Origin of the sequence: Terricaulis silvestris (assembly GCF_009792355.1) — a bacterium.
GTDB classification, from domain to species: domain Bacteria; phylum Pseudomonadota; class Alphaproteobacteria; order Caulobacterales; family Aquidulcibacteraceae; genus Vitreimonas; species Vitreimonas silvestris.
Genome location: NZ_CP047045.1, coordinates 463,366 through 475,822 on the forward strand (window position 1 = coordinate 463,366; position 12,457 = coordinate 475,822).

The following is a 12,457-nucleotide window of genomic DNA, read 5'->3' on the forward strand; positions in this document are numbered from 1 at the left end:
AAGGCTAAGCGGGCTCCAGGGCCTGAATGGCATGTGCGCGAACATGGCGGCGGTAGCGTTCGACCAGGTCGAACGTGATGGCGCCGGGGCGGAACGAATGCGCGCCAATTTCGCCAACCGGCGTCACCTCCGCGGCGGTGCCGACGATGAAGCATTCGGTGAACGTCGGCAGGTCATGCGGTTCGATGCGTGTTTCGATCACATCGAGGCCCCGTTGGCGCGCCAGAGCGACTACGGTTTGCCGTGTGATGCCATCGAGGAAGCAGTGCGGCGTCGGCGTGTGCAGCGCGCCGTCGCGGATGAAGAAGATGTTGGCGCCGGTGGTTTCGGCGATGGCGCCATCGCTATCGAGCATGAGCGCGTCGTCGTAGCCATCACGCTCCGCGGCGTTCTTGGACACCGTGCAGATCATGTAGAGCCCGGACGCTTTCGCTTCTGTCGGCGCGGCGTTCGCGGGTGGACGGCGATACTTGGCCCAGCACAACCGAACGCCGCGTTGGAAGCGTTCGGCGTCAAAGTATTTCGGCCATTCCCACACCGCGATGGCGACATGCGTCCTGGTCGAGAGGGCGGAGACGCTCAGTTGTTCAGCGCCCCGCCAGGCGATGGGGCGGACGTAGCATTCGGTCAAACGGTTCTTGGCGCACGTTTCGATGCAGGCGCGGTTCATTTCAGCTTCCGTGTACGGAATCTCAAAGTCGAGAATTTCAGCTGAGCGAAACAGCCGACGCGTGTGCGCTTCGAGCGCGAAGATGCGCCCGTCATACATGCGCTCGCCCTCGAACACCGCCGATCCGTAATGCATCGCGTGCGTCAGCACATGCAGGTTCGCCGCGCGCCACGGCACGAACGCGCCGTCGAACCAGATCCAGCCGTCGCGGTCGTCAAATGGAACAAGCGCCATGTGACCCCTCAACCCCAATGCATCTGGACATGATGTGAATGCGAGACCGAGCGCAGAACCTCGTCGGCGATACGCTCCGCCATCGCTTGGCAGCCGATGTCGCCCCCGAGATCGGCCGTACGCGCGCCGGAATTGATGACGCGTTCGACCGCGGCCTCGACAGCGTCGGCCTCGTCGGCAAGCCGCAAGCCATAACGCAACAGCAGTGCGGAGGAGAGAATCGCGCCGATCGGGTTGCATCTGTCGCGGCCCGCCAGATCGGGCGCCGAGCCATGAACGGGCTCGAACAAGCCTGGACCTTCGGCGCCGAGCGATGCGGAAGGCGCGAGCCCGATGGATCCGCCCAGTACGGAGGCTTCATCGGAGAGAATGTCGCCGAACATATTCTCGGTGAGGATGACGTCGTAGGCCCGTGGCTGGCGGATCAGTTGCATCGACATCGAATCCACGAGCGCGTGTTCCAGCCGCACGTCGGCGAATTCCTTGGCGTGCAGGTCCGTTACGACTTCTCGCCAGAGGCGGCTGGTTTCGAGCACGTTTGCTTTATCGACAGACGTAACTTTGCCGCGGCGTGCTCGAGCGGCAATGAAAGCCGCGCGGGCGACCCGCTCGATCTCGGGCGTGGTGTAGATGCATTGATCACTGGCGAAATCTGCACCGCGGCGTTTCTCGCCGAAGTAGGAGCCGCCCGTCAGCTCGCGGAACACGACGAGATCAACATCGGCAACAACCTCTCGGCGCAGAGGAGAGCAATCCAGCAGCGCATCATAGATCAAGACCGGGCGGATGTTGGCGAACACGCCCAAAGCCTTGCGCAGTTCGAGCAGGCCTTGTTCGGGGCGGCGCGAGCCGCCATCCCATTTCGGTCCGCCGACCGCACCAAGAAAAACGGCGTGCGATTGGCGGCAGGCGACGAGCGTTTCTTGCGTCAACGGATCGCCGGTCGCATCGATGGCGGCGCCGCCAATCAGCTGCGTGTCGAAGACGAAGCGATGGTGAAAGCGATCGGCAACCGCTTGCAGCACCTCGGCCGCCGCGCGCGTCACTTCAGGCCCGACACCGTCGCCGGGCAGGAGTGCGATATTAAAGGTGCTCATGCTGTCCTCGTTTCAAATGCTTCGATTGCAGGCAGGCGTTCGATGAGCCAGCCCATGGTGTCCACGCCTTCGAGAAGGCAGCGGCGTGCGAATGGTTCGACGGTGAACGCCACCGGCGGCTCGTTGCCGACAGAGAGTTCGCAGCGTTCGAGGTCGATGGTGACGCGTCCGCCGGGGTCGGCGAGTAGGCGCTGGTGTGTCGCGTCGTCGACCACCACCGGCAGCAGGCCGTTCTTCAAGGCGTTCGACGAAAAGATGTCGGCGATGCTGGTGGAGATCACGGCGCGGAAGCCGTAGTCGAGCAGGGCCCATGGCGCATGCTCGCGCGAAGAGCCGCACGCGAAGTTATCTCCGGCGACGAGAACGCGGTGCTCAGTGGGATCAAGTGTGTTGAGAGCCGCGCCGTCCAGTGCGCCGCCGTCGGCATCGTAACGCCAATCATAGAAAGCAGCGGCGCCCAACCCCTCCCGTGACGTGGTGGTCAGGAAGCGCGCCGGAATGATCTGGTCGGTGTCGATGTTGGCTTGCGGCAACACGAGCGTGCGCGACGTAATCGTGGCAAAGCGTTCAGGCATCGACGCTCTCCCGTGCGTAAGTCCGCGGATCGGTGAGCGCGCCGGCGATGGCGCTTGCGGCCGCCGTCGCCGGGCTGGCGAGGATAGTGCGGGCGCCTTTGCCCTGGCGCCCTTCGAAGTTTCGGTTTGACGTTGAGACAGCGAGTTGGCCGGGTCCAACGAAATCGCCGTTCATCGCAATGCACATCGAACATCCCGGCAGACGCCACTCCGCGCCCGCATCGATGAACACGCGATCCAACCCTTCCGCTTCCGCTTGCCGCTTGACCGCCTCTGAGCCAGGCACGACCAACATCCGCACACCGGGTTTTACCTGTCGGCCCCGCAGTACTGCGGCGGCGTCGCGCAAATCGGAGATGCGGCCGTTGGTGCATGAGCCAACGAACACCACATCGACGGCGTGACCGGCTGTGGGTGTGTTGGCTTTGAAGCCCATATAGTCGAGTGCTTGCCGCTCACTGTCGGTGCGCGGTGTTGGCGTTGTGGCGCCGATCGCGATGGACGCGTCCGGTGTTGTGCCGAAGGTCGCCATTGGCGCGATGCTCGAGGCATCGAGTTCGATCTCGGCGTCGAAACGTGCGCCGTCATCGGTTGTGAAGGTGAGCCATTTGGCGGCCTCCGCTTCGAATGTTTCACTTGGCGGCGCGTATCGGCGTCCGCGCAGGAAAGCGACAGTCTTTTCATCGGCCGCCACCATGCCGGCGCGCGCACCGGCTTCGATCGACATGTTGCAGAGCGTCATGCGCCCTTCCATGTCGAGGGCGCGAATGGCCTCGCCTGCGTATTCGATGACAAAGCCCGAGCCGCCGCCGAAGCCGATGCGGCCAATGACGGCGAGTGTCAGATCCTTGGCAGCGACGCCGGGCTGAAGCTGGCCATGCACCGTAACGCGCATTTGCTTGGGCTTGCGTTGCAGCAGGCACTGCGTCGCCAGCACGTGACCGACCTCAGAGGTGCCGATGCCGAAGGCGAGGGCGCCGAACGCGCCGTGTGTGGCTGTGTGGCTATCGCCGCACACCACCACCATGCCCGGCTGCGTGAGACCGAGCTCCGGCGCCATGACGTGGACGACGCCGCGATCGGCGCTGTCCCAGTCCGCCAGTCTGATGCCGTGCCGGGTGCAATTGTCGCGCAGTGCATCGACTTGCGCAGCGGCGGCAGTGCTGGCGTAGGGCCGTTCGCCGTTTGCGTTCGGTGGCAATGTCGGCGTCGAGTGATCGAGCGTGGCGTAGGTGCGTTCCGGGCGGCGAACCTTGAGGCCGGATCGATCGAGTTCGGTGAAGGCCTGCGGGCTCGTCACTTCGTGGACCAGGTGCAAGTCGACGTAGAGAATAGCCGGCGCATCGGCAGTCTCGGCCTGCACCACATGCGCATCCCAGATCTTGTCGAACAGCGTGCTAGGGCGCGAAGGCATGGACGGCTCCAGTGTCTTCGGCGTTGGTTGCACCGATGATGATGAGCAGTTCGCTATCGTCGATCTCACCGATCTCATCCGCACGGGTCTTGAATCGCGCGAACACTTCGCCGAGTTCATTGCCACTCAGCCGATAGCCGAGCGCCTCCGCGCGCTGCACGATGGCGTGGCGTCCCGAATGTTTGCCGAGCACGAGGCGTGTGCCGGAGAAGCCGACATCTTCCGGGCGCATGATTTCATACGTACGCGCATCCGCGATCATGCCGTGCTGGTGAATGCCAGCTTCGTGCGCAAACGCGTTCAGTCCGACGATGGCCTTGTTGCGGACGACTGGCGAGCGCGTCAGTGAGCTGAGCAGGCGGCTGGTGGCGACCAGCTTGGTGGTATCGACGCCGGTATGCACGCCATACAGGTCGGCACGCGTCCGCAGCGCCATCACCACTTCTTCCAGCGCGCAATTGCCCGCGCGTTCGCCGATGCCGTTGATTGCGACTTCGACTTGCCGCGCACCATTGGCGACCGCCGACAGCGTATTGGCGACGGCCATGCCCAGATCGTTGTGGCAATGCGCCGAGATGACTATGCCGGGGTGGTGTGGTTCGACGCGGCGCTTGATCGCGGCAAAGATCGCGCCGATCTCGTCTGGCGTGGAGTAGCCGACTGTATCGGGGATGTTCAGCGTGCTGGCGCCGGCGTCGGCGACGGCCTCCATTATGTCGCCCAGAAACTCCGGCTCGGTGCGGATCGCGTCTTCGGCGGAGAACTCCACGTCATCGAACAAAGTGCGCGCGAACGTGACCGCGCGCACGGCCGTGTCGAGCACGTCGGCGGCGCTCATATTGAGCTTGGCGGCGCGGTGGATCGGGCTGGTGCTGAGGAAAATGTGCAGCCGGCGCTTCGGGGCGCTTTGCAACGCGCCGTAGGCGGTTCGGATGTCCTCCTCGTTGGCGCGCGAGAGCGAGCAAAACACCGGGCCTTCGACTTCGCCCGCTACGCGCCGCACAGCGTCGGCGTCACCAGGGGAGGCGGCGGCGAAACCTGCTTCGATCACGTCGACGCCGAGATCGCGCAAGGCCGTGGCCATCTGCACCTTGGCTTGGGACGACATCGAGAAGCCCGGCGCTTGTTCGCCATCGCGCAGCGTCGTGTCGAAGACAATGACGCGATTGGGATCCAGTTGTTGGGAGTCTACGCCGGGCATGGCGCTACCTCCTCAACCCGTACAGATGAGGCGGTAGCCGTCATGCGACGGGCGCCCACGAGACGGTCGATCTGACGGCCGAGCACATCCATGCACCGGCCCGGTTCGCGCACGCGCACGGCCACGCGCACTTCGCGATACGCGCCGTGATTGGCGACGCTCATGCTGTCGATGTGAAAGCCGCGGCGCTCCACGAGACCAATAAGACGCTGGAGTGAGCCTTCGGCGTGGTCCATCTGAATGAGGAAGACGTCTTTCATTGGGTCTCTCCGTGCATCATGTCCGAGTTACTCTTGCCTGGCGGCACCAGCGGCCAGACGTTGTCTTTTGCATCGATGATCACGTGCGCGAGGCAGGGGCCTTCGGCCGCGAGCAGCCGCGCGATGCCGGGGCCGACCTCCTCGCGCTTGCTAATTCGGAACGCTTCGATGCCGAACGCCCGCGCGACGGCGGCGAAGTCGGGATTGTCGGAGAGATCGATCTCGCTGAAGTTGCGATCGAAGAAGAGCTCTTGCCACTGGCGCACGAGGCCGAGCGAAGAATTGTCCAACACGACGATCTTCAGTGCGATGTTGTAGCGCCTCAGTGTCGCCAGCTCCTGAATGTTCATGATGAAAGAGCCGTCGCCACTGATGGTGACGACATGGGCATCCGGGCGCGCCAACTTCGCGCCCAAGCCTGCAGGCAAGCCGTAGCCCATCGCGCCAAGGCCGCCCGAGGTGAGGTGAGCGGACGGCGACGAGAACCGGCAGTGCTGCGCCACCCACATTTGGTGTTGGCCGACGTCGCACGCCGCGACGAAGGTATCGCCCGCTTCCGCGGACAACTGCGCCAGCAGCGCGGGCGCGTAGACGCCATCTCCTGGTGCGTCGTATCGGAACGCGTGAGCGCGCTTGCCTTCGGCGCATTGCGCGATCCAGTCGCCGACGCGCGGCGGATGCGGCGACAGCGCGGGGAGCACCGTCTTGACGTTGCCGGCAATAGCGATGTCCGCCGAGCGCAGTTTGCCGATCTCGGCCGCATCGACGTCGATGTGCAAAACGCGCGCATGCGGCGCGAAGCCTTCCAGCCGGCCCGTGGCGCGATCGTCGAACCGTGCGCCTAGCACGATCAGCAGGTCGCAGGCCTGCACCGCCTCGTTGGCGGCGCGCAGACCGTGCATGCCGATCATCCCGAGATTGGTGGGATCGTCCGGCGAGAGAACGCCAAGGCCCTGCAACGTGCAAACGCCTGGAATTGTCGTGGCCGCTTTGAAGGCGCGAACTTCATCGACAGCGTCGGCGATGCGAACGCCGCCGCCGATGTAGAGCAAAGGACGTTGCGCCGCGCTGATCATAGTTTCAGCGCGGCGCAAGTGCGCCGGATCGGGCTTGCGCGCGCCCCCTGGGTGACGGTTGGGGATGGAGGGCGCAGCGGCGAGTCCGATCTGGACGTCTTTTGGCAGATCGATCAGCACGGGGCCTGGCCGGCCCGATGCGGCGATGTGAAAGGCCTCTTCAAAGATGGCCGGAATGTCGTTGGGATCGCGAACGATCCAAGAGTGTTTCACCAGCGGCAGCGTAGCGCCTAGGATGTCGATTTCCTGAAACGCATCGGTGCCCATGAGCGGCGATGAGACATTGCCCGTGATCGCCACCATCGGCACCGAGTCCATCATCGCATTGGCGATGCCTGTGATCAGATTGGTGGCGCCGGGGCCGGACGTAGCCATGCACACGCCGGGCTTGCCGGTGACGCGAGCATAAGCATCGGCGGCGAATGCGGCAGCCTGTTCGTGGCGCACCAGGATGTGCTTGAAGCGCGCGCTGGTGAGCGCGTCATACACCGGCATGATGGCACCGCCCGGGTATCCAAACACGATCTCGACACCCAAACGGTCGAGCGTCTCGACGACGAGACGTGCGCCGTTGGGCGGCGCGGTGTCCGGTGCGGTGTTCGGCTTGGAGGCGACGCTTGCGGTCATGACTCAGGCGTTCGTCGGCGATTTCAGCCAGGCCATGCGCTCTCGGAGCGCGGCGCCGGTCTTTTCTATGGGGTGATTGCGATCAGCATTGAGCATTGCCGTGTAGCGCGGCTTGCCTGCTTGGTTTTCCAGGATCCAATCGCGCGCGAAATTGCCGGATTGGATGTCGCGCAGCACTTCGCGCATGCGCTCGCGTGTTTCCTCGGTGATGATGCGCGGACCAGAAGCGACGGCGCCGTACTTGGCGGTCTCGGAGATGAAATCGTGCATCTTCGAGATGCCGCCCTCGTAGAAGAGGTCCACGATCAGCTTCAGCTCGTGCATGCACTCGAAATAGGCCACCTCGGGCTGATAGCCGGCGTCGACCAAGGTCTGATAGCCGGCCTTCACCAATTCCTTGGCGCCGCCGCACAGCACTGCCTGTTCGCCGAACAGGTCAGTCTCGGTTTCTTCCGCGAACGTCGTTTCGATCAAGCCGCCAGCGGCGCCGCCGATGCCTTTGGCGTACGCCATGGCGCGGGCGCGCGCGGTCTCGGTGGCGTCCTGCTTCACCGCGAACAGCGCCGGTACGCCGCGTCCACGGATGAACTCGCGCCGCACCAGATCGCCAGGGCCCTTCGGCGCCACCAGCACGACATCCATGTCGGCGCGCGGCTGCACGCGACCGTAGTGGATGGAGAAACCGTGCGCGAAGAGCAGCGCCGAGCCCTCTTTGGCGTGGGGCGCAATGGTTTCCTTCCAGACGGCTTCTTGCGCCATGTCAGGTGTGAGGATTGCGATCAGATCGGCGCCTTTCACCGCTTCAGTGGGCTCGGCGGTTTCGATCTTGTCGGCGCGGGCGTTGGTCCAGCCTTTGCCGCCCTTGCGCACGCCCGTGACGACGTCGAAGCCGCTGTCGCGCAAATTCTGCGCGTGAGCGCGGCCTTGGCTGCCATAGCCGATGATCGCGATGCGCTGATCTTGCAGTGCGTCTGAGCGCACGTCGTCATTGGAATAGACTTTCATCAGGAGGCCTCACGCTGCGCCGGTGCGCGTTGCTGCGCCGGCGGTGGGTTGGGAATGGTGACGGCGCCTTGCGAAGCGGAGGCGACGAGGGCGGCGTATTTGGCGAAGGCGCCAACCGGCGCCGGGCGCGACGGCGGGACGGCGCTGCGCGTGGACAGGTCGGCGCGCACGTTCATGCTACGCGCCGGCACGTCTATGGTGATGATGTCGCCGTCGCGGATCAGCGCAATCGGGCCGCCGCTCGCGGCTTCCGGCGACACGTGGCCAATGACGAAGCCGTACGAGGCGCCGGAAAAGCGGCCGTCTGTGATCAGCGCGACGTTCTGGTAGCCGCGACCCTTGAGGGCGGCGGTGACTTGCAGCATCTCGCGCATGCCGGGGCCGCCCTTTGGGCCTTCGTAGCGGATGACGATGACGTCGCCTTCGGTGATCGCGCCGGATTGCGTGGCTTCAAACGCGGCTTCCTCGCTGTCGAACACGCGCGCCGGACCTTCGAAGCGCTCGATGGCGTGGCCCGCGAGCTTGATCACCGCGCCGTCCGGCGCGATGTCGCCGTAGATCACCGCGTAGGAGCCGCGTGGAATGACCGGGGACGAGAACGCGCGGACGACTTTCTGGTGCGGTGTTTCGACGGCTTCGCGCGCCTCTTCATAGAGCGAGCGGCCTGAAACAGTGGCGATGTCGGTGATGCGTCCGGAATCCATCAGGCGCTGCGCCAGCAGGCGCGTGCCCCCCGCGGCGAACAGATCGTGAGCCAAAAATTGCCCGCCCGGTTTCAGGTCGCAGATGACCGGCGCGCGTTCGCAGGCCTCGTTGCAGTCCTCGATGCCGAAAGCGACGCCAGCTTCGGCGGCGATGGCGGTGAGGTGGAGCACCGCATTTGTAGAACCGCCGCTGGCGGAGACGGCTGTCGCGGCGTTGCGCAGCGCGGCTCGCGTGATGAACTTGCGCGCGTTGAAGCCGCGCCGTGTCAGCTCCACCGCGACGCGGCCGCAGCGCTCGGCTTCGGCGGGCTTGCCGGGATGGACTGCAGGCACGTCGTTGGCGCCCATGGGGGAGAGACCCATCATCGAGAGCGCCATCGCCATGGTGTTGGCGGTGAACTGGCCGCCGCACGCACCGGCGCCTGGACAGGCGGCGGATTCGACTTGCTTCAAGCCCTCATCATCCAAAGTGCCGGCGCCATGCGCGCCGATGGCTTCGAACACGTCTTGGATGGAAATGTCCCTGCCGGCGTGTCTGCCGGCCATGATCGTGCCGCCGTAGAGTACACATCCCGGCAGATCCATGCGCGCCAGCGCCATAGCCGCGGCAGGAATGGTCTTATCGCAACCGACGATACAGACCACGCCGTCGAGTTGATGGCCCTGCACTGCGAGCTCAATCGAGTCTGCGATAACTTCGCGCGAAATCAGCGACGCCTTCATACCTGGCGTGCCCATCGAGATGCCGTCGGTGACGACGATGGTGTTGAAGTCGATCGGCACGCCGCCGGCTTCGCGCACGCCGCGGCGCACGTGCTCGGCCAAGTCGCCCAGATGCATGTTGCAGGGCGTGACCGATGACCAGGTGTTGACGACCGCAATCAGCGGCCGCGCGAAGTCCTCATCGCCGAGCCCCGCCGCGCGCAGATACGAGCGCGCCGCGGCGCGATTTGCGCCAGAGGTCACGACCGCGCTGCGGAGCGGTTTTTGCTGATTTGGTGGGGATTCTCGCGTCATTTTGGTCCGGTTGAGACGGACCGCCAGACAACAAAAAACCCGCTGCCTTTCGGAGCGGGGTGATGCTGGCGATCCTGTTGTTGAGGTCAGGTCACGTCAGCCACGCCGCTCCGGTGCTAAGAATAAGCGCCAGGCCAAGAAGGACTACGTTTACGACGACGACGCCAAGCGCGCGCGCATCGACGGCGACAACAGTCGCGGTCGGGCGTGCAGCGGTGGGGCGATTCATCGACACGAAGTTAGCTCCTGAACAAAGAAGGACAGACTTTTGTGCAGTGCGCAATGCACAAAATGTCCGCTCCCGCGAAAATCCTGCGATTGCCGCTTTTTGGGGCGCCGCACAGTTAAGCGGCACTAAACTCTCAGAGGCACGAGCAGACTTCGCGTTCATCGGGTGAGCGGCGAAGCCGGGCGAGTAGCGCCGCCGCAGTTCGCCTCTTGCGCTGATTTGGAAAATGGTCGCACCGCCCCCAATTCTCAGGGACGGTCGAGGGAGCAGCAGAGCGGTGGAATCAAAGGAAGTCGTGCCTCCGTTTCTGAGCGTGCGCGTGTTCGAAGCCGCGGCGCGTCTCGGCAGCTTTGCGCGCGCTGCGGAGGAATTGGGCATCACGGCCGGCGCCGTCAGTCAGCATGTACGCATTCTGGAAGAGTTCGCGGGCCAGCCGCTATTCCGCCGGTTAGGGCGTGGCGTTGAGCTGAGCGATGCAGGGCAGGCGGCATTCTCGCACGCGAGTGCTGCGATGTCGGAGATGCTGGAAGCTGGCCGCGCCATGCGCGCAAGCATGCGTGGGCGGCGGATTTCGATCTCGACCCCGCCGTCCTTCGCGTCGAAATGGCTTATTCCCAGGCTCAGCGAGTTTCAGCAGCGCTACCCTGAGGTGGAGGTCCGCATCTCCGCCGACATGACACTAATCGATTTCGCGGTGACGGATATCGACCTCGCCATCCGCTACGGTCCTGGCGGCTACGAAGGTCTTTCTTGCGAGCGGCTAATGTCGGAGTCGGTGGCGGTCGTCGTTAGCCCAAAACTTCTCGAAGGCCGCGCGCCCGCGCGCACAGCGGCTGATTTCTTGGACCTGCCGCTGATCCATGACGATGCGCCGGAGCGCGATCTTTCATGCCCGACCTGGAGCATGTGGTTCGCGGCGCGCGGTTTGCGGCGCGTCGAATCCGAGCGCGGGCTGCGTTTCAATCATTCTGGCTTGGCGCTGGAAGCCGCCGTTGCGGGCAAAGGCGCCGTGCTGGCTAAACGACAATTGGCCCTGCGCGACCTGGCGGAGGGCACGTTGGTCTCGCCCTTGGATGAAGGCGATGCACCTCTGGCCTTTGCGTACTGGTTGGTGTGGCCGCGTGGCCGCCGGTTCGAACCGGCGCAGGCGGCGTTCCTCACGTGGTTGCGCGAGGAAGTGATCGCGAGCGACGCGGGCGCGGATCAAACCGCCTGAGGCGCCGTTCGCGTCACGGGCGTGCGTGTTGACGCTCCGACCTAAGTTCGGATAGGCTTCCAACGTGATGTGCACCGGTTTCCAACCGACTTTTGCCGACCGCCCCGTTCTGGGTGCGGTTGCGCATGCGCACCATCACGCTCACGCACGACATTAAAGCTCCGCATCCGCTTTTGAGCTGAGGGAGCGAGACGCCAGGCGTTTTCGCTCCATGCGCTGTTTTTATTCCCTTCCTGCGTCTGCGTGAGTTCCATGGATACCCAACGTCTGCACATCGCGATTCAAAAGAGCGGCCGCTTGGCTGAGCGCAGCCTCGAATTGATCCGAGCCGCTGGCTACCGCCTCAACAAGAGCGCGGGCGAGCTCTCTTACAGCGTCGAGAACGCGCCAATCGACCTCTGGTGTGTGCGTGACGACGACATACCCACTTTCGTCGCCGATGGTGTAGCGGATCTCGGTATTGTCGGCCGCAACGTCCTGGCCGAACGGGAGAGCGCCGGCCGCGATGGGCTGGCAGAGGTGATGCCGCTCGGATTCGGCCGGTGCAAATTGTGCATCGCCGCGCCGGAAGGCTTTTCCTACGACGGTCCCGGCGCCTTACGCGGCGCCCGCATTGCGACGACATACCCAAACCTGCTCAGTCGATTCCTCAAAGAGCAGGGCGTGGAAGCTGAGATCGTCACGATGCGTGGCGCTGTCGAAGTGGCGCCTCGGCTCAAACTGGCCGACTTCATTTGCGACCTCGTCTCGACCGGTGCGACACTCGAGTCCAATGGACTCGCGGTTCTCGACACCATCCTGCAGAGCGAAGCCGTGCTTGTGCGCAATGCGCGAACGCTCGCGTCTGACCTGGCGCACGTTGCCGACAGTATGATCGCGCGCTTTCGCGGCGTTGTTGCGTCGCAGGACGCCAAATACGTCATGATGAATGCGCCGAGTGCGGCGCTGCCGCGTATCTCGGAAATCCTGCCGGGCGCCGGCGCGCCGACCGTCATGCCGCTCGCCGGGCGCGAAGGCTGGGTCGCGGTGCACGCCGTCTGCCAGGAATCAGTCTTCTGGGAGACGCTCGAAGCCCTGAAGGCCGTGGGCGCGACAGCGATACTGGTCCTCTCCATCGAGAAGATGATGTGAG

At 64.4% G+C, this 12,457-nt stretch carries 12 protein-coding genes; 2 read left to right on the forward strand and 10 right to left on the reverse strand.

Translation table 11 applies throughout. The features are described from left to right. Positions 1–4: 4 nt before the first annotated feature. From DSM104635_RS02130 to DSM104635_RS02175, 10 genes are all read right to left on the reverse strand, one after another. Positions 5–904 (reverse strand): branched-chain amino acid aminotransferase, encoded by a 900-nt coding sequence (locus DSM104635_RS02130; RefSeq protein ID WP_158764615.1) that lies wholly within the window; start codon positions 902–904, stop codon positions 5–7. Positions 905–912: 8 nt separating this feature from the next. Next, on the reverse strand, positions 913–2,001 hold the full coding sequence (gene leuB / locus DSM104635_RS02135) for a 3-isopropylmalate dehydrogenase (protein WP_158764616.1): 1,089 nt from the start codon (positions 1,999–2,001) through the stop codon (positions 913–915). Next, entirely contained in the window at positions 1,998–2,576 is a 579-nt protein-coding gene (leuD, locus tag DSM104635_RS02140) for a 3-isopropylmalate dehydratase small subunit (protein WP_158764617.1), read from the reverse strand. Before leuD ends, leuB begins: the two co-directional genes overlap by 4 nt. Then, positions 2,569–3,990, reverse strand: coding sequence for a 3-isopropylmalate dehydratase large subunit (gene leuC / locus DSM104635_RS02145; RefSeq protein WP_158764618.1), 1,422 nt, complete (start codon positions 3,988–3,990; stop codon positions 2,569–2,571). The genes leuD and leuC overlap by 8 nt, the downstream gene beginning before the upstream one ends. Next, the gene (locus tag DSM104635_RS02150; protein ID WP_158764619.1) at positions 3,974–5,191 is read right to left on the reverse strand and encodes a 2-isopropylmalate synthase; all 1,218 of its coding nucleotides are present in this window, start codon (positions 5,189–5,191) and stop codon (positions 3,974–3,976) included. The genes leuC and DSM104635_RS02150 overlap by 17 nt, the downstream gene beginning before the upstream one ends. Continuing rightward, positions 5,179–5,451, reverse strand: coding sequence for an ACT domain-containing protein (locus tag DSM104635_RS02155; protein WP_158764620.1), 273 nt, complete (start codon positions 5,449–5,451; stop codon positions 5,179–5,181). Before DSM104635_RS02155 ends, DSM104635_RS02150 begins: the two co-directional genes overlap by 13 nt. Next, a complete protein-coding gene (gene ilvG / locus DSM104635_RS02160) occupies positions 5,448–7,154 on the reverse strand; it encodes an acetolactate synthase 2 catalytic subunit (RefSeq protein WP_158764621.1) in 1,707 nt (568 codons plus the stop codon). The genes DSM104635_RS02155 and ilvG overlap by 4 nt, the downstream gene beginning before the upstream one ends. Positions 7,155–7,157: 3 nt before the next feature. Further along, positions 7,158–8,159: a ketol-acid reductoisomerase gene (gene ilvC / locus DSM104635_RS02165; RefSeq protein WP_158764622.1), complete on the reverse strand. Its 1,002-nt coding sequence runs from the start codon at positions 8,157–8,159 to the stop codon at positions 7,158–7,160. Then, entirely contained in the window at positions 8,159–9,880 is a 1,722-nt protein-coding gene (gene ilvD, locus DSM104635_RS02170; RefSeq protein ID WP_158764623.1) for a dihydroxy-acid dehydratase, read from the reverse strand. Before ilvD ends, ilvC begins: the two co-directional genes overlap by 1 nt. 91 nt (positions 9,881–9,971) lie before the next feature. Further along, complete coding sequence (locus DSM104635_RS02175; protein ID WP_228445803.1) at positions 9,972–10,115, reverse strand: hypothetical protein; 144 nt, start codon at positions 10,113–10,115, stop codon at positions 9,972–9,974. A 289-nt stretch (positions 10,116–10,404) separates the two neighbouring features. Between DSM104635_RS02175 and gcvA the strand changes: the two genes are divergently transcribed. Together gcvA and hisG are read left to right on the forward strand one after the other, a co-directional pair. Continuing rightward, positions 10,405–11,325, forward strand: a complete 921-nt coding sequence (gene gcvA, locus DSM104635_RS02180) for a transcriptional regulator GcvA (RefSeq protein ID WP_267129072.1) — start codon at positions 10,405–10,407, stop codon at positions 11,323–11,325. A 252-nt stretch (positions 11,326–11,577) separates the two neighbouring features. After that, complete coding sequence (gene hisG / locus DSM104635_RS02185; protein ID WP_158764626.1) at positions 11,578–12,456, forward strand: ATP phosphoribosyltransferase; 879 nt, start codon at positions 11,578–11,580, stop codon at positions 12,454–12,456. The last annotated feature ends 1 nt before the right edge of the window (position 12,457 follow it).